The organism is Nocardia sp. No.11, from assembly GCF_038752175.1.
GTDB classification, from domain to species: domain Bacteria; phylum Actinomycetota; class Actinomycetes; order Mycobacteriales; family Mycobacteriaceae; genus Nocardia; species Nocardia canadensis.
The window spans coordinates 15,691-33,446 of record NZ_JBCGFB010000028.1 but is presented as its reverse complement, the minus strand read 5'-3'; the positions used below and the strand labels follow the sequence as shown (position 1 = coordinate 33,446).

Annotated in this window: 15 protein-coding genes and 1 tRNA gene; 7 read left to right on the top strand and 9 right to left on the bottom strand. The window is 69.0% G+C overall.

Annotation, left to right across the window (positions count from 1 at the left end):
* Nucleotides 1–3: 3 nt before the first annotated feature.
* The 6 genes from V8688_RS11635 to V8688_RS11610 form a co-directional block, all read right to left on the bottom strand.
* Nucleotides 4–429 (bottom strand): thioesterase family protein, encoded by a 426-nt coding sequence (locus V8688_RS11635; RefSeq protein WP_342800792.1) that lies wholly within the window; start codon nt 427–429, stop codon nt 4–6.
* 41 nt (nt 430–470) lie between these two features.
* Nucleotides 471–5,351, bottom strand: coding sequence for an NAD-glutamate dehydrogenase (locus tag V8688_RS11630; RefSeq protein WP_342800781.1), 4,881 nt, complete (start codon nt 5,349–5,351; stop codon nt 471–473).
* 248 nt (nt 5,352–5,599) lie between these two features.
* Complete coding sequence (gene ettA / locus V8688_RS11625; RefSeq protein WP_218721526.1) at nt 5,600–7,276, bottom strand: energy-dependent translational throttle protein EttA; 1,677 nt, start codon at nt 7,274–7,276, stop codon at nt 5,600–5,602.
* Nucleotides 7,277–7,345: 69 nt separating this feature from the next.
* Complete coding sequence (locus V8688_RS11620) at nt 7,346–7,804, bottom strand: single-stranded DNA-binding protein (RefSeq protein ID WP_255588611.1); 459 nt, start codon at nt 7,802–7,804, stop codon at nt 7,346–7,348.
* A 121-nt stretch (nt 7,805–7,925) separates the two neighbouring features.
* A complete protein-coding gene (locus tag V8688_RS11615; RefSeq protein ID WP_218721527.1) occupies nt 7,926–8,882 on the bottom strand; it encodes a serine/threonine dehydratase in 957 nt (318 codons plus the stop codon).
* Nucleotides 8,883–8,899: 17 nt separating this feature from the next.
* Nucleotides 8,900–10,966, bottom strand: a complete 2,067-nt coding sequence (locus V8688_RS11610; protein ID WP_218721528.1) for a cytochrome c oxidase assembly protein — start codon at nt 10,964–10,966, stop codon at nt 8,900–8,902.
* Nucleotides 10,967–11,104: 138 nt separating this feature from the next.
* Here V8688_RS11610 and V8688_RS11605 point away from each other — a divergent pair.
* The 3 genes from V8688_RS11605 to V8688_RS11595 all read left to right on the top strand — a co-directional run bounded on the left by V8688_RS11605 (nt 11,105) and on the right by V8688_RS11595 (nt 12,156).
* Nucleotides 11,105–11,178 (top strand) — tRNA-Arg (locus V8688_RS11605).
* Nucleotides 11,179–11,397: 219 nt separating this feature from the next.
* Nucleotides 11,398–11,889 (top strand): DinB family protein, encoded by a 492-nt coding sequence (locus tag V8688_RS11600; protein WP_342800780.1) that lies wholly within the window; start codon nt 11,398–11,400, stop codon nt 11,887–11,889.
* Between the two features lie 54 nt (nt 11,890–11,943).
* On the top strand, nt 11,944–12,156 hold the full coding sequence (locus V8688_RS11595; protein ID WP_218720840.1) for a hypothetical protein: 213 nt from the start codon (nt 11,944–11,946) through the stop codon (nt 12,154–12,156).
* 60 nt (nt 12,157–12,216) lie between these two features.
* On the opposite strand, the gene V8688_RS11590 is transcribed toward V8688_RS11595, so the two are convergent.
* Entirely contained in the window at nt 12,217–12,396 is a 180-nt protein-coding gene (locus V8688_RS11590; RefSeq protein WP_218720841.1) for a hypothetical protein, read from the bottom strand.
* A 90-nt stretch (nt 12,397–12,486) separates the two neighbouring features.
* The gene (locus tag V8688_RS11585) at nt 12,487–12,831 is read right to left on the bottom strand and encodes a hypothetical protein (protein WP_218720842.1); all 345 of its coding nucleotides are present in this window, start codon (nt 12,829–12,831) and stop codon (nt 12,487–12,489) included.
* Nucleotides 12,832–13,269: 438 nt separating this feature from the next.
* Here V8688_RS11585 and V8688_RS11580 point away from each other — a divergent pair, with 438 nt between their 5' ends.
* The 4 genes from V8688_RS11580 (at nt 13,270) to V8688_RS11565 (ending at nt 17,399) form a co-directional block, all read left to right on the top strand.
* Entirely contained in the window at nt 13,270–14,640 is a 1,371-nt protein-coding gene (locus tag V8688_RS11580; protein WP_218720843.1) for an ATP-binding protein, read from the top strand.
* A gap of 116 nt (nt 14,641–14,756) precedes the next feature.
* Entirely contained in the window at nt 14,757–15,578 is an 822-nt protein-coding gene (locus V8688_RS11575) for an ABC-2 family transporter protein (RefSeq protein ID WP_342800779.1), read from the top strand.
* Nucleotides 15,571–16,404 carry an ABC-2 family transporter protein gene (locus tag V8688_RS11570; RefSeq protein WP_218720845.1) on the top strand — a complete coding sequence of 278 codons (834 nt, stop codon included), beginning with the start codon at nt 15,571–15,573 and terminating at the stop codon, nt 16,402–16,404. The genes V8688_RS11575 and V8688_RS11570 overlap by 8 nt, the downstream gene beginning before the upstream one ends.
* Before the next feature lie 2 nt (nt 16,405–16,406).
* Entirely contained in the window at nt 16,407–17,399 is a 993-nt protein-coding gene (locus V8688_RS11565; protein WP_218720846.1) for an ATP-binding cassette domain-containing protein, read from the top strand.
* Between the two features lies 1 nt (nt 17,400).
* Here the strand turns inward: V8688_RS11565 and V8688_RS11560 are convergent, their stop codons facing one another.
* Complete coding sequence (locus V8688_RS11560; RefSeq protein WP_308248619.1) at nt 17,401–17,709, bottom strand: hypothetical protein; 309 nt, start codon at nt 17,707–17,709, stop codon at nt 17,401–17,403.
* Nucleotides 17,710–17,756 lie beyond the last annotated feature (47 nt).

Sequence of the window (17,756 nt, the reverse complement as noted above, 5' to 3'; positions counted from 1 at the left end):
AGGTCAGGCCCGCCACAGGGCCAGGTAGTCGCGTTCGGTGTCGCTGAGCCTGCGCAACCGCTGGGTCTCGATGTCGAACGCGGCGAGCTGGGTGGTGGCGGTGACCGCCGGCGGCGAATCGGGGGCGGCGCCGTTGGCACGCACCTCGTAGCCGATCGTGAAATCGACCGCCCGCAACTGCTTGACCCACATGGCGATGTCGAGCGGGGTGTCCTCGTGCCGCAACTGGCCCCGGTACTTCACGTGCAGGTCGACCAGCACACAACCCTGCCGCCCCATCGACGCCGTCGGCTTGTCGTCGTCGAACAGCCACGGAATCCTGGCCTCTTCCAGCAGCGTCACCATCCGCGCGTGGTTGACGTGCTGGAACACGTCCATGTCCGACCAGCGGATCTCGACCTTGGCGTGAAAGCGCCGGGGCAACACCAGGTTCGTCTCCGGCGCGGCCGTGGCTGTGTTCGGCGAGCTCGTCACCGTGGTACCTCCGATTGGGCGCCCACCCCGCTCACCATGCTCCGCACCTGTCGCGCGGCGACCGACAGTGTGGCGAGGTCGTGGGTCCCGGACTCGAACAATTCCGACAGTGCCGCGCGCGCACGACCCAGCCGGGACTGGTTCTTCGACTCCCAGTATGCAATTTTCTCGTCGGCCGTCTCCTCCGGGTCACCCGCGGAGAGCACATCGAGGGTGAGCGAGCGCAGCGAACCGTACATGTCGTCGCGCAACGCGAGCCGGGCCAGCGCGTGCCAGCGATCGCCGCGTTCGAGGTGGCTCACCGCCTCGAGCAGCCAATCGATCTTGAGATGCTCGTTGAGCGCGTAGTACAGCGCACCGACCTCGGTGCCGTCCCGGTCGGCGATGTCGGCGATGTCGACGATGTCGAGCAGCGGGTACAGGCTCAGCAGCCCGAACACCTCGGTCGCCAGCTCGGTCGGCGCGCCACGGGCGATCAGCTCGGCCGCGCCCTGGGTGAGCGAGGTGACGTGGTGCCCGCGCAGCCAGCCCGGCACCTGCGGCGCCAGCTCCTGCACCCGCCGGTGGTATCGGTTGATCTCGGCACCCACCGCGATCGGCTGCGGCCGGTTGCTGAGCAGCCAGCGCGAGGCCCGGTCCAGCGTCCGCTTGGACTCCAGCTCCAGCAGATCGCACACACCCGCGGGCGCGTCGGCGCCGCGGATACGCGCCCACACGTCGTGCAGTTCGAAGATCTCGGTGGCCGCGGCGAACGCGCGAACGGTGTCGGAAGTGCTGGCCCCGACTTCCTCGTTGAGCCGGTGCGCGTAGGTGATGCCCGCGTAGTCGACGACTTCGTTGACGATCATCGTGGTGACGATCTCGCGCCGCAGCCGGTGCTTCTTGATCGCGGCGCCGAACCGCTCACGCAGCGGCGTCGGGAAGTACTGCGGCAGCCTGCGCGCGAAGTAGACGCTGTCGGGCAGATCGGTGTCGAGCAGATCGGCCTTGAGCCCGAGCTTGACGTGCGCGAGCAGATTGGCCAGTTCGGGCGAGGTGAGCCCGCGGCCCTCCTCGTCACGCCGCTTCAGTTCGGCCTCGCTCGGCAACGCCTCGAGCTCACGGTCCAGGCCGCGACGCTGCTCGAGATCGTCGATGACACGGCCGTGCACGCTGACCATCTGCGGCGCGTCGGTGCGCGCGATGCCGATCAGCACGTTCTGATCGACGTTGTCCTGCAACACCATCCGCGCGACCTCGTCGGTCATCGAGGCCAGCAGCGGGTTGCGGTCGGCCTGCGCCAGGTCGCCCGAGCTCACCACGCCGTCGAGCAGGACCTTGATGTTGACCTCGTGGTCGGAGCAGTCCACGCCCGCGGAGTTGTCCAGGGCGTCGGTGTTCATCTTGCCGCCGCCCCGGCAGAACTCGATCCGGCCCAGCGCGGTGGCGCCGAGGTTGCCGCCCTCACCGATCACCTTGACCCGCAACTGATTACCGTCGACCCGGACCGCGTCGTTGGACTTGTCGCCCACCTCGGCGTTGGCTTCGGTGCTGGCCTTGACATAGGTGCCGATGCCGCCGTTCCACAACAGCTGCACCGGCGCGAGCAGGATCGCCCGCACCAGTTCCGGCGGCGTGAGCGCCTGCACCGAGTCGGGCAGCCCCAGCGCGAGCCGGGCCTGCGGCGAGATCGGCACCGACTTCACGGTCCGCTCGAACACGCCGCCGCCCGCGCTGATCAGCGAGCGGTCGTAGTCGGCCCACGAGGACCGCGGCAGCGCGAACAGCCGCTCGCGCTCGACGTACGAGGTGGCCGCGTCGGGGTTCGGGTCCAGGAAGATGTGGCGGTGGTCGAACGCGGCGACCAGCCGGATGTGGCGCGAGAGCAGCATGCCGTTGCCGAACACGTCACCGCTCATGTCGCCCACGCCGACGACCGTGAAGTCCTGGCTCTGGGTGTCGATGCCCATCTCGCGGAAGTGCCGCTTGACCGCTTCCCACGCGCCCTTGGCGGTGATGCCCATGGCCTTGTGGTCGTAGCCGGCCGAGCCGCCGGAGGCGAAGGCGTCACCGAGCCAGAAGCCGTAGCGGGTCGCCACGTCGTTGGCGATATCGGAGAAGCTGGCGGTGCCCTTGTCGGCGGCGACGACCAGATAGGTGTCGTCGGCGTCGCGGCGGACCACCCGGGCGGGCGGCAGCACCGCGCCGGTGGCCAGATCGACATTGTCGGTCACGTCGAGCAGGCCGGAGATGAAGGTGCGGTAGCAGGCGACCCCCTCGGCGATGCTCGCCTGACGATCGGCGGCGGGGTCACCGGTGGGCGCGGGCGGATTCTTCACCACGAAGCCGCCCTTCGCGCCGACCGGCACGATCACCGCGTTCTTCACCGCCTGCGCCTTCACCAGACCCAGGATCTCGGTGCGGAAGTCCTCGAGCCGGTCCGACCAGCGCAGACCGCCGCGCGCCACCGAGCCGAACCGCAGATGCACGCCCTCGACGCGCGGCGAGTAGACGAAGATCTCGAATTGCGGTCGCGGCTTGGGCAATTCGGCGATCTCGCGCGGTTCCACCTTGAACGAGAAGTAGTCGCGGGGATGACCTTCGGCGTCGACGACGTAGTAGTTGGTGCGCAGGGTCGCCTTGATCAGGCCGAGGATGGCGCGCAGAATGCGGTCGGCGTCCATGCTGACCACTTCGTCGATGCCCGCCCTGACCTTCGTCTCCAGCTCGGCGGCGGTCTCGGCCGACACGGTGTCGGGATCGAAGCGGGCGGCGAACAGGTCGACGAACGCCCGCGCGACCTCGGGATGGGCCAGCAGCACGCGCGCGATGTTGACCTGGCTGTACGGGAAACCGGCCTGCTGCAGGTACTTCGCGTACGCGCGCAGGATCGCCACCGACCGCCACGGCAGACCGGCCCGCAGCACCAGCTCGTTGAGGCCGTCCGCCTCGGCTCGGCCGTCCCAGACCGCCTCGAAGGCGTCGGTGAACCGAGAGTGCAGCTCGTCCTCGTGGGTGGCCTGCTCGAGCAGTTCGGCGTCGAGATCGCCGCCGAGCGCGTTGCGCAGCAGCTCGGGACGCGCCTGCAGCCCGAAGTCGTAGATCCAGCGCTCGGCACCGCACTCCAGCTGCAGCTGGTAGGGCCGCTCGTCCACCACCTCGACGCCGAGACTCTGCAACACCGGCAGGACCTGGCTCAGCGAGACAGCCGCCCCGGCGATGTAGAGGCTGAAGCGCCACGACCCCGGCGCGGCCTCCGGCTTGCGGTACAGGTGCTGGCCGATGCCGCCCTCGGTGAGCCGTTCCAGCCTGCCGATGTCGGCCAGCGCGCGGACCGGGCCGAAATCCTCCTTGTAGCTTTCCGGGAAGGCCTCCGAATATCGCTTCACCACACCGGGGTCCAGGACGGTGGAGGTGGCGACCTCGTCGTCGATCCGATCGTCCCAGGTGTGGCTGGCCGCGTTCAGCAGAGTCTGCAGGCGCAGCCGATTGTCCTCGGAGGTGTCCGGCGCCGCGGTGGCCTCGGCGGGCAGCATCACGGTGAAATAGACACTGGCGAGCTCGCTTTCGCTCACCCGCGCCGAGTAGTCGATGTCGGCGCCGCCGAGCTCGCGGACCAGGATCTCCTGCATCTGCAGGCGCACCGCGGTGGTGTAGCGATCGCGCGGCAGGTACACCATGCAGGCCACGAACCGTCCGTACCGGTCGCTGCGCAGGAACAGGCGCACCTGCCTGCGCAGGCCCACCCCGAGCACCGCCACCGCGGTGCGGCGCATCGCCTCGGTGTCGGCCGAGAACAGCTCGGTGCGCGGGAACGACTCGATCACCTCGAGCATCGCCTGCCCGGAGAACGAGTCCTTGTCGAATCCGGCCGCCTCGATGGCGGTGCGCACCCTGGTGTTGATGACCGGGATGTCGAGGACGTTCTCGTGCACCGCGCTGACGGTGAACACGCCGATGAACAGATGGACGCCGACGACGGCGCCCGCGTCGTCCACGTCGGCGACGCCGACGAAGTACGGGTACACCGAGCGGTGCACGGTCGCGCGGACCAGGCCCTGGGTGAGCATCAGCAGCGGGCGGTCGCCGCCGTTGATCGGCACCTGGAAGTCGGTGCCGATGTCGGCGCGCAGCACGCCGAGGCTCGCGCCGGCCACCGGGGTGGACACGGTGTGGCCGAGTTCGGTGTCGCGGTGATAGCGCGCGTAACCGAGCAGGGTGAAGTTGCCGCGCGACAGCCAGCGCAGCAGCTCCGCGCACTCGGCCAGATCGGTGGCGGGGAACGGCCCCGAGCCCGCGGCCGCGGTCCGATCGAGCTGGTCGGCCAGGGAGCTCTGCACCCTGGTCATCGCCTCGGTGTCGTCGATCACCTGACGGACGTCGGCGATCACGGTGGGCAGGGTGCGCTCGATGTGATCGAGCTGGGCCCGCCCGGTCGAGGGATGCAGCTGCAGATGCATCCACGACTCCGGCTTGCCGGTCGCGCCGTTGCCGTCCACCTCGTGCGGTGCCGCACTGATCAGGACGCCGTGCGCGTCGCGGGTGACCTCGAAGATCGGGTGGATGACCTCGGTGACGCTCACCTGCATCCGGCTCAGCGCCGCGGTGATCGACTCGACCAGCAGGGGCATGTCGTCGGTGACCAGCTGCGCCGCCGCGCCCATGCCCGACCCGTCGTCGGGATGGTAGACCCGCACCAGCGCCGTGTCCGCGGGACGTTCGGCGGCCAATTCCATGTGGCGACGGAAGATCTGGTTGATGCCGGTGACCGGGAAGTCCGCGTCGCCGGCGTCCACGTGTCGGAAGTACGCCCCTTCGAGTGTCGCGAGATCACCGCGCAAGCTCTGCGGTATTCCCGCGGCCCACGCCGCGCTCGACATTTCCGACGAGACCGTCATCGTTTCGCCCACTCCCATGGATTCGGTTCGCTTCGATTCCGCAACTCAGGTGACGCAAATTCGAGACTAGTCGGGGCTCCATGGACACGCGGAGGGAATTTGCGCTTGCCGCGCCGGTAACTTGGCCAACGTTCGGTGAACGCCGCGGAAGGCGCCGCTGCCAGTCGTTTTCGCGCGTTGACGCCGACGGCCCGGCGAGCCGATCATCGTGGATCGTTCCGCCGGGCCGTCGCAGCAAACCCTCGGGATCAGTCCCGGGTGAGCTTGCGGTGGGTCACGCGGTGCGGGCGCGCCGCTTCGGCACCGAGGCGCTCGACCTTGTTCGCCTCGTAGGCCTCGAAGTTGCCCTCGAACCAGAACCATTTGGCGTCGTTGTCGCTGTCGCCCTCCCACGCGAGGATGTGGGTGCAGGTGCGGTCCAGGAACCAGCGGTCGTGGGAGATCACGACGGCGCAGCCGGGGAACTGCTCGAGCGCGTTCTCCAGCGAGCTGAGGGTTTCGACGTCGAGGTCGTTGGTCGGCTCGTCGAGCAGGATCAGGTTGCCGCCCTGCTTGAGGGTCAGTGCGAGGTTCAGGCGGTTGCGCTCACCACCGGAGAGCACCCCGGCCGGCTTCTGCTGGTCCGGGCCCTTGAAGCCGAACGCGCTGACGTAGGCGCGCGAAGGCATCTCCTGGTTGCCGACCTCGATGAAGTCGAGCCCGTCGGAGACGACCTGCCAGACGTTCTTGTTCGGGTCGATGCCCGCGCGGTTCTGGTCGACGTAGCTGAGCTTGACCGTCTCGCCGACCTTCACCTCGCCGCTGTCCGGCGCCTCCAGTCCGACGATGGTCTTGAACAGCGTGGTCTTACCGACACCGTTGGGGCCGATCACGCCGACGATGCCGTTGCGCGGCAGCGTGAAGGACAGGTCCTTGATCAGCTGACGATCGCCGAAGCCCTTGTCCAGGTGCGAGACGTTGACCACGATGTCGCCCAGGCGCGGACCCGCGGGGATCTGGATCTCCTCGAAATCCAACTTGCGGTGCTTCTCGGCTTCCGCGGCCATCTCCTCGTAGCGACCGAGGCGGGCCTTGTTCTTGGCCTGCCGGGCCTTGGCGCCGGAGCGCACCCAGGCCAGCTCCTCCTTGAGGCGCTTCTGCAGCTTCTGGTCCTTTTTGCCCTGGACCTCGAGCCGCTGGGCCTTCTTCTCCAGGTAGGTGGAGTAGTTGCCCTCGTACGGGTAGGCGCGGCCGCGGTCGAGCTCGAGGATCCACTCGGCGACGTTGTCGAGGAAGTACCGGTCGTGGGTGACGGCCAGCACGGCGCCCGGGTAGGCGGCCAGGTGCTGCTCGAGCCACAGCACGCTCTCGGCGTCGAGGTGGTTGGTCGGCTCGTCGAGCAGCAGCAGGTCGGGCTTGCTCAGCAGCAGCTTGCACAGCGCGACGCGGCGGCGCTCACCACCGGAGAGGTTGGTGACCGGCTCGTCCGGCGGCGGGCAGCGCAGCGCGTCCATGGCCTGCTCGAGCTGGGAATCCACATCCCACGCGTCGGCGTGGTCGAGGAACTCCTGCAGCTTGCCCATCTCGTCCATGAGCTCGTCGGAGTAGTCGGTGGCCATCAGTTCGGCGATCTCGTTGAAGCGATCCAGCTTCACCTTGACCTCGCCGAGGCCCTCCTCCACGTTGCCGCGGACGGTCTTCTCCTCGTTGAGCGGCGGCTCCTGCATGAGGATGCCCACAGTGGCGCCGGGCGCGAGGAACGCCTCGCCGTTGTTCGGCCGGTCCAGCCCCGCCATGATCTTCAGCACGGACGACTTACCCGCGCCGTTCGGGCCGACCACACCGATCTTGGCGCCGGGCAGGAAGTTCAGCGTCACGTCGTCGAGAATGACCTTGTCGCCGTGCGCCTTGCGAACCTTGATCATCTGGTAAATGAACTCAGCCATATATGGAAGCCTATCGGTGCGGGTAACGGGGGTGAGATGCGGAGCGGGCCGGTGCCGCGGATGCGACCCTCAGGCGTCGACCCGCTCGGGCGTACCGGAGATCGGCACCGCAACCGGCGATCGCGCCGGGAGGGAATCCGCCGCGGTCGTAGAGGCTACGGCAGTCGGTACCGTCGGCGCATACTCGGCCGCGTCCTGCGCGGGGATCGGTGGTACAGCGCCGCGCCGGTCCGAAATATTCCGCACGGTGTGCGACGCGGAGCGGGCCGCATCGGATCGCCGCACCACCGACGCGCTGCACCGTCCCAGATCAGGGCCGACCGCGACCGCGCGCATCTCCAGATCCCGACGCTCGGTGCCGTCCTTGCCGCGATACGTGCCGTTGTCCACCCATCCCCCGGCCGCGGCGTCGAACCGGCGCGCATTACTCGCCATTCGGAAGGTCACCACCTGTTCGCCGTTGGCGAGATCACGCCGGACCGGATGGGTCACCACTGTGCCGATCACCGTCGCCTGTGCCTCGTACATCGAATCCGCCCCCGCTCGGTCGCTGTTGTGCTGACTTCCCCAGGATGGACTCACCGTCGGCCGAACGGTCGGACGCGGACGCAACTGGGGACAACCTCGACGGTTGTGGATATCTCCTGTGTCAGAGCACGGGGAGTTCGGTGTTCGCCCCGCACAGGACGACGATCGGGCGCACGCCCGGGTCCGGACGATAGACGCCGCTCTGCACCGCGGCCAGCGCGGCGGCGCCCTCCAGCTCGACGACGACGCGGAATTCGCGCCACAGGTACTCCCTGGCCGCGGTGATCGCGTCGTCGGCGACCGACAGGGCGGGCATGCGGTGCCTGCGCGCGATGTCGAAGGCGATCTCGCCCACCCTGGTCGCGCACAGCAACTCGGTGGCCCTGGACTGCGCGTCGATGTCGACCGGCCTGCCCGCGGCCAGCGCGGCCGACAGCGCAGGCGTGTGCTCGGACTCGACGCCGACGATCTGCCTGCGTCTGCCCAGCGCGGCACCGAGGCCGGCGATCAGCCCGCCGCCACCGATCGCGGCCAGCACCGGCGGCCGCCCGCGCACCTGTTCTTCCAGTTCGAGGCCGATCACCCCGGCTCCCGCCACGACGGCGGGCATGTCGTAGGCGTGCAGGTGTTGCGCACCGCGTTCGGCGGCCAATGTCACGGCCCGCAGCTGCGCTTCGGCGTAGCTCGTGCCGTGCCAGAGCACCTCGGCGCCGTGCGCCCACATCGCGGCGACCTTGGTGTGCGGCGCCGACTCCGGCACCACCACCGTGCAGGCCTTGCCCAGCTGCGCGGCGGCCAGCGCGACCGCGATCCCGGCATTGCCGCCGGAGGCGACGACGACATGATCGACATCCTTGCCCGCGGCCAGCAGCGCGTTGAGCGCGCCACGCACCTTGAAGGTGCCACCGTGCTGGAGGAATTCCAGTTTCAGAGAGACCGGCACGGGGCCGTCGGGGCCGTCGACGGTGGTATGGAACACCGGGGTCTTGCGCACCCGGCCCGACAGCCTGCGTCGCGCCGCCCGCACCTCCGTGCGCAGCACACGATGCGGTTCGGTGCGATGTATCGACCCACTCATGGGCGCACCGCATCCATTCACTGACGCACCTCGCCGTCGCGACGCGCCAGCTCGGCGTACATCGCGTTGTAGGCGGTGAGCTCGGCGTCGTTGTCGCGGTCGGCGGCGCGGTCGGTGCGCTTGGCCAGCCGCTGATCGCTGCGCGACCACTGGATCAGCAGCGCCAGCATCACCACGACCAGCGGCACCTCACCACTGGCCCAGGCGAAACTGCCGCCGTTGCGCTGATCGGCGAGCAGGTCGATGTTCCAGCCGAGGCCGAGGGTGCGGTAGAACCAGCCGCCGAGCACGGTGTTCATGCTCATCAGCGCGATGCCGAAGAACGCGTGGAACGGCAGCGTGCCGAACACCATCGCGAGCTTGGTCAGCGGCGCCACCTCGCGCGGCTTGGGATCGATGCCGATCACCACCCAGTAGAACAGGTAGCCGCTGAGCAGGAAGTGCGCGTTCATCATCAGGTGCGCGGCGTGCGAGTCGACGTAGGTGTCGAAGATCCCGCCCAGGTACAGCGCGTAGAACCCGGCGACGAAGATGATCGACGCCACGACCGGCTGGGTCAGGAACCGCGAGACCGGGTTGTGCACGGCGGCCAGGATCCACTCGCGCGGACCCGGCACGCCCTCGCGCCCGGCGGGCGGCAGCGCGCGCAACGCCAGCGTCACCGCGCCACCGAGGGCGAGCAGGATCGGCGCCAGCATCGACAACGCCATGTGCGCGCCCATGTGCACGCTGAACATCGCCGGCGCGTACCGGCCGACTCCCGAGGACGTGGCCAGCAGCAGCACCAGACAGCCGCTGCACCAGGCGATGGTCCGCCCGACCGGCCAGGCGTCGCCGCGCTTGCGCAGGCGATACACGCCGAGCAGGTAGAGCGCGGCGAGCACGATCGCGAGGGTCCCGAAGATCAGGTCGAAGCGCCAGTCGAACAGCAGTCTGCCCACGGTCGGCGGCCCGGCCAGGGTGTAGCCGAGCTCGACCTCCACCGGCGTCGGGATCGAGGTGGGCGGCGGGGGCGGGGTGCGCCCGAGGCCGACGGCCAGGCCGATGGTGGCCGCGAAGATCAGCATCTCCACCCCGGCGAAGCGGATCAGCGCCCGGCGGTCGCGCGGATCGGCGGCGAGCGCGGGCAGCGCGGCCCGGCGCTGCAGGTAGCCGAGCACACCGAGGACGAGCAGCGCCGCCGCCTTGGCCAGCACCAGCTTGCCGTAGGTCGTGCCGAACAGCTCCGACGCGGGCAGCCGGACCCAGGCGTTGACCACGCCGCTGAGGCCGATCACCACGAACGCGATGGTCGCGGCGACCGAGAACCGCCGGGCAGCGACATCGGTCCCCGCGCCTCCGCGCAGCGCGTGCGCGAGCACCGCGATCAGACCGCCGACCCAGACCGCGGCCGCCACCATGTGCAGGATCAGCGAGTTGGTGGCCACATCGTGGGCACCGCCGGAGGACGAGTGCCCGGTCAGCGCGAGCGGCATCATGGTGATCAGCGAGCCGGCCAGCAGCAGCGGCGTCCAGCCCCAGCGCAGCGCCAGGCGACACCCGATGGCGACGATCAGCGCGAACAGCGTCGTGGTGCGCCAGGCACCGGCGACCTCGACCTGGGCGATCACCGGCCACAGCACCTCGGGCCGCCAGATGTCACCGACCGGCTGCCCGGTCGTATCCGAGACAGTCAGTGGCACCAGCAGCGCCGCGCAGCCCGCCCAGACCAGCGCGGCGTCGGCGGCCCGGCGCACCGCGCGGTAGCCGCCGGCCTCGAGTAGTCCGCTGTCGCGGGGCGGCAGCAGGAACGCGGCGAACAACAGCGAGCCGACGGTCATCGCGGCGGCCAGATCGGCCACCGCCCGCAGCGCGGGCAAGCCATATGTTGTCAACGGCCCCGGATCGGGTATACCCAGCAGACTGAGGGCCTGCGCCGCCGACAACCCGACCACGATCGCCGCGACGACCGCGGCCATCGCCCCGGCGACGACGCTCAGCACCCCGAACGTCGCGCTGTTGCCTGTCGGCGCAGCCCGACCCGCTTCCACCGGTGGCGCGCCGTCCACGGCGGGTCCAGCGGAGGGGTGCTGCGATAACGACATGACAACGAGGGTAGTTCGACCTGCCCCGGGCCGACCCGATGGGGCATCGCTGCCGACGACCCCAGCACTCCTGCTGGTCGGTCGCTATACTTTTCGCGCTGGACACCGGCGCCGAGTTCGGCCAAGGTGGATGCCACTGCCTCCGTAGCTCAGTTGGATAGAGCAAGGGCCTTCTAATCCCTAGGTCGCAGGTTCGATTCCTGCCGGGGGCGCAGATCGGCCCTGACCTGCATGTATTCCAGGTCAGGGCCGCACATGGCCCAGGGCGCCATCCGCGCCGGGCAGGGATTCCCGCGTCCAGCGGATCACCATCCTTCTTTCTTCCCCATTCCGGCTGTTCAGCCGATCCCCCACAACGTTCGTCGTGCCACCGCGCGCTCTTCACGACCGACGCGGATCCCGAATACCCACCCCGAAGGGAGCGAAATCTCATGAGCACCAACGGAATTACCGCCGGTACCGAGCGCGCGATCATCGAGGACCTGCTCGACCGCAATCGCGCCGCGCTCATCGCGACCGCGCGCGGTCTGTCCGAGGCCGATGCCCGCCGGCGACTCGTGCCCTCGCTGACGACGCCTATCTCGTTGATCAAGCACGCGGCCGCGGCCGAGCGGATCTGGTTCCAGCGGTTCTGGGCGGGACTGGACGAAGCCGACTGCGACGGATACTCGCGCCGTGACGAGGGCACCTTCACGGTGGGCGAGGACGAGTCGCTGGCCGAGGTCATCGCCGAGTTCGAGCGGGCGAGCGGGCGGTCACGGGAGATCGCATCCCGCTTCGACCTCGACGACACGAAGGTGAATCCTCGCGAGGGCGAGGTGAGCATGCGGTGGACGCTATTGGCGATGATCCAGGAGTTCGCCCGGCACGCGGGTCACGGCGATATTCTGCGTGAGCAGATCGACGCGTCGCCGAACGCGTGAACGCGGGCACCCGCCACGGTCGCGCCGACGCTCTCGATGTGGATAATCGAACGTATGTGCGAATCCATCCGGCCCTATCTGCGTGCCGGCGTATGGACCGAACCGTCGCCGCGCTTCTGCCCGAACGGGCACCGGCTCGGGGCCGGGCGCGCGCTGGTCGTCGCGATGCCGTGCCGACGGATCGGCGGCCATCACCGGGTCCACACCTGCCTGGCGTGCGGCGCCGTCACCTACAGCCCGCCCGCCCACAACGACTGCGAGCACTGAGCTGTCCACGTGCCGGTGGGCCGCCCCTGAGCCACCGGGGCGACCAGTCCGCACGCGGTCTCAGTGCGAGTAGTCCCGGAACGTCATGACGCCGCCAACCACGACGATGATCGCCGTGAGGACGTAGACCGTGACGCGTATCCACGTCGGACCGTAGTAACTGACCGCCATCGACGCACCGAGCGCCGCGAGAATCATCACCACCCCGTAGAACGGCGTGCGCTGCTCCCTGTCAACCATTCCTCCAGTGTCCGCCGACGACGCGGCGGTGCCAATGCCCTCAACAGGGCGAACAGCCGACCGCCCGGTCACCGGGGCCGACGGGCACGATCAGCGCGCGCCGCCGACGGCGACGCCGGGCGCGGGCAACCGCATCCGCTCGACCGTGGGAACGGGGAACCACCGGTCGGCAGCGGCCGAGGCCGACGCGGGCCTGCGCAGATGGACGCGCCGCCATGCCCGCGCGAACAGCGCCATCGCGGCGGCGAGGGTCACCACCACCGCGCCGATCGCCAGCCCGAGCGACACCGTCACGGCCGTGCCCTCGCGCCCCGCACCGCTGCGATAGATCAGCACCGCCGCCGCCACCGGCCCGGCCATTCCCCCCGCGGCGGCGCTGAGCAGCAACGCGCCGGTGACCAGCTCGACCACCCGCAGCGGCCGCCGCGTCCGCACCCGTACGGCGCGGCGGCTTCCTCCCAGCGAACCCCATGATCTCCCGACCAACGCCACAGCCAGCCCCTTCCGCTCCTCTGCCCACACCTGCATATGAACCGGACACTGCACGGTATACCGCTGCTCGGACGCACAACGAAATCGACACCGAACAGTTGCCGAGTCGGACATCAGCAACCATGCAGCGATTCAGCGGGCGCACCGGCGGACCGGCATCGAGACGGCCTCGGTACCTCGCCCACGCCGGTGCGATGACAGCGACACGCCCGGGTACGGGTACCCTTCCCCCTCATGTGGATCATTCTCGCCATTTCCGTGGTCAGCTCCGTGATCATTGCGATCCTGTTCGCCACCGGCTTCCCGGAGCACTGACTCGACGGGATAGCCGTCCCTTAGCTATCCGGCCTCGTTCGTGGAATGTGGTGAGAAGATGGCTGGGTGCCGAACAGTAGCCAGCCCAGTGCGCGGTCCGACGACGGCCGCTCGTTCGTCGTCGCCGACGCCACCGACAGCGCGCTGGTCGCCGGTTCGCTGGCCGTGATCGTCGCGGCCGAGCGCCGACAGCTCGTCCTCGTCGAGGAGCGGTCGGAGACGACCCCGGTTCGGCTGCGTGGCCGGCTGATCGGCGAGCTCAACGACGACGGCATCGACGTGCGCGCGGGCTACGCGTTCACCGACGGCACGGTCGAACTGGTCGACGCCGAGACCGTCCAGACACTGCACGACACGACCGGCGCGCTGCTCGATGTCGGGGTGAACCTCACCCCGCCGGGCGGTCCGGCCCGGCTGCTGCCCAAGCGATTCAACCGGCACACCTTCTGGTGCGGGCAGAGCGGATCCGGCAAGACCTACGCGCTCGGGGTCGTGCTCGAGCAGGTCATCGCGCACACCGCGTTGCCGGTGGTGATCTTCGACCCCAATTCCGATTTCGTCCGGCTCGGCGAGGTCTCCCCCGGCGCCACCGGCCCCACCGCGGACGCGTTGCGCGAACGCGACATCCGGGTGCTGCGCCCGCATTCCGCGCAGCCGCTGCGGGCTCGGTTCACCGCGCTGCCGCTGAGTTCCAAGGCCGCGATCCTGCGGATCGATCCGATCGCCGACCGCGAGGAATTCAACGAGCTGATCCACCTCGCCGACGAGCTCGCCGCCGCCGAACTCGATGTCACCCTGCCCACCTTGCGCAAGTCGGCATCGACGGCTCAGCGGCGGCTGGCGATGCGCATCGAGAACCTGGGGCTGCACGAGTGGGAGGTGTGGGCCCGCGCCGACCGCGCGGTCACCGAGGTCGTCGACGAACGGCCCGACGCGACCGTCCTCGACCTGGGCGGATTCTCCACCGCCGCACAGCAACTCGTGGTCGCGCTGGCCCTGCTCGACGACCTGTGGGCGCGCCGCGAAGAGCGGCGCCCGATCCTGCTCGTCATCGACGAGGCGCACAATCTGGCCTCGCCCCGCCAGGATTCACCGATCGCGATCGCGGTGCGCGAGCGACTGATCCAGATCGCCGCCGAGGGACGTAAATTCGGGCTGTGGCTGCTGTTGTCGACGCAGCGTCCGTCGAAGGTCCACCCCGGCATCATCTCCCAGTGCGACAATCTCGCGCTGATGAAGATGACTTCCCCGGTCGACCTCGCCGAGCTCGGCACCTACTTCGGCTACGCGCCGTCGGCCCTGCTCGACCGCTCCCCGTGGTTCCGCCAGGGCGAGGCCCTGTTCGCGGGCGGTTTCGTCCCGGCGCCCGCGCTGGTGAAGGTGAACACGCGGCTCACCCCCGAGGGCGGCAGCGACGTCGGGGTGCCACTGCGCTGAGCAGTGACGATCGCGGGCGTTTTCGTCCGGATCACGGTGGGGCCGCCTAGAGTTGACTGATTGTGCGGGGCGATGCGGAGGGGGACGGCCGAGTTGCCCTCGCGATGCGCCGTTGCGTGTTCCGTCGCCGCACGCCGAGCACGTTCGGGGTGTATTGGAAGCTGGCGCGGGCCGGGTTCAAGCGCCAGGCCCAATACAAACTGGCGATGTTCGCCGGGCTGTTCACCAACTGCGTGTTCGGTTTCGTCCGGGCGGCGGTGATGGTGGCCGCCGTCCGCGCGGCGGGCGATTTCGGCGGCTACGACGAGGGCACCATCGGCGCCTACGTGTGGCTGTCGCAGGCCCTGCTCGGCGCGACGCAGTTCATGGGACCACCGATCGACCTGGTGGACCGGATCAAGTCCGGTGACGTCGCGATCGATTTCCTGCGCCCGGTCGACGTCCAGCTGAGCTATCTGGCCACCGACATGGGCCGGGCCGCCTGCACGTTCCTGCCGCGCGGGGTGCCGAGCATCGTCATCGGCGCCGCGACCTTCGGGCTGTCGATGCCGACGACGCCGGTGGCCTACCTGCTCGGCCTGATCAGCGTGCTACTGGCGGTGGCACTGTCGTTCCTGTGTCTGTTCGCGGTCGCGCTGATCGGTTTCTGGGTGGTGGAGATCCGCGGCATCCGGGTGCTGTATCAGATCGTCGGTACTTTCCTGGCCGGGCTCTTCGTCCCGGTCCACATGTTTCCCGATTGGTTGCGGACGATCGCGCTGGCTACCCCGTTTCCCTCCATCCTCCAGTCACCGATCGATACGCTGTCCGGGCGGGTCGCCGGGATGGACGCCTTGCTCACCGTTGCGGCGCAAGGCTTCTGGGTGCTGGTGATCGGACTGCTCGGCAGGGTGTTGCTGCGTGCGGGACAACGCAGGTTGGAGGTACAGGGTGGCTGAACCGGATTCCGCGCGCATCGTGGCCGGGACCTGGTTCACCCCCTATCTCGCAGTATTGCGTTCGCGTGTGAAAGCACAGCAGGTGTACCGGCTCTCGTTCGCCACCGAGGTGTTCAGCGCCTTCCTGATCGGCCTGGTCGAGTTCGCCGAGGTGTGGGTCATCTTCCACAACGTCGGCACGCTCGGCGGCCTGGACACCAACGCGGCGCTGCTGCTGTTCGGGCTGTCCAACACCTCGTTCGCGCTGGCCCAGGTGCTGGTCGGGCATCTGGACTCGCTGCCCGCGATGATCAGGATGGGCACTCTGGACGCCTATCACCTGCGCCCGCAACCGCTGCTGCTGCAATTGATCACCAGCGACATCTCACTGCGCAGGCTCGCGCGCGCCGCAGTTGCGGTGATCGTGCTCGGGGTGGGGTTGTGGCGCAACGAAATCGACTGGGGCATCGCCCCGGTTACCTTGATCGTGATCACCCTGATCAGTGGAATTGCCCTGTTCTGTGGCCTTTTCGTATGCGCAGCGGGACTACAGTTCTTCCTGATAGACGGCGCCGAGCTCACCAACAGCTTCACCTACGGCGGATCCTTCGCCGCGATGCAGCCCGCTTCGGTGTTCCCCGCGCCGCTGAAGCTGTTGTTCGGGTTCGCGATTCCCGTCGCGTTCACCGCCTACGTGCCGACGATAGCGCTGCTGGGTCTCCCCGGACCGCCGCTGTTGCCCGCGTGGTCGGCCTGGTTGACACCGGTGGCGGCGGCATGGGTGTGGTTACTGGCCTTCGCAGCGTGGCGGATCGGAACGAGGCACTATCAGGGAGGAGGGGGATAACGATGGACGAGCACAGCTCTGCGGAGCCGATCATCGACATCGACGACCTCACCCGGCAGTTCACGGTCTACCGCAAGAACGGCAGCCGCTGGCGCAGACACCGGGACACCATCACCGCGGTCGACCGGATGAGCTTCCGGATCGAACGCGGTTCCGCGGTCGGCTACATCGGCGCCAACGGCGCGGGCAAGTCGACGACGATCAAGATGCTCACCGGCATCCTGGTACCGACCACCGGCAGCGTGCGCACCTGCGGCCTGGAACCGGTGCGCCAGCGCAGGGAACTGGCCGCGCGGATCGGCGTCGTGTTCGGGCAGCGCTCGCAGCTGTGGTGGGATCTGCCGCTGCACGAGTCGTTCTCGATCCTGGCGGCCATCCATCGCCTCGATCCCGACATCGCCGACAAGCGCACCCACGAACTGGTCGAGCAGCTCGAGATGGCCGACACCCTCGACACGCCGGTGCGCCAGCTCTCGCTCGGCCAGCGCATGCGCGCGGAAGTGGCCGCCGCGCTGCTGCATTCGCCGGAACTGGTGATCCTGGACGAGCCGACGATCGGCCTGGACGTGCTGTCCAAGCAGCGACTACGCGAGTTCCTGCGAGCCGAGCGGATCGAACGCGGCACCACGCTGCTGCTCACCACGCACGACATGGGCGATATCGAGCGGCTCTGCGACCGCGTCCTGGTGGTCGATCACGGCAGGCTGGTGTACGACGGTTCACTGGCCGGGCTCGGCGCCACCGTCGGCGCGCGCCGGGTGCTGGTGGTCGACTTGGCCGCGCCCACGCCGGATCTCGACGATCTGCCGTGCGGCGCCCAGCTGCTGTCCAGCGAGGCGGGCGGCATGCGCCAGCGGCTGGCCTTCGACGCCGAGCACACCACGGCGGCGGCTTTACTGGCCGCGGTGTCGGACCGGGCGCAGGTGCGCGACTTATCGATCGAGGAGCCGGGCATCGAGGACGTGGTCCGCCGGATCTACGAGTCGGCGCGCTGAGTCAGCTCGGCGCGTTCGGCGTGCCGGAGTACAGGCTGACCTCGCCGTTCTCCCCGAGGAAGGCGTTGACCAGCATGATCCGCTGCGCCAGGAGATCGTCGGGCTCGGGCGCGCTGGTGGTGATCGAGATCTGCGGTATCGCAGCCCAGTTCACCACGTAGCGCTCGGGTGGGCCGTCGTCGTCGGACAGGCGCGCGAGCCGGAACACCGAGACGGCGCGGCGCTCCATGAGGTCGCGCACGACGTCGGCGATTCGCTGCGGGTCTTCCAGCGCGAACAGGAACCCGAAGGTCAGTTCGGGTGAGGACACATAGGCCGGCACATTTATCGAGGTTAGTGCATGCGGTGCCGTCCGCG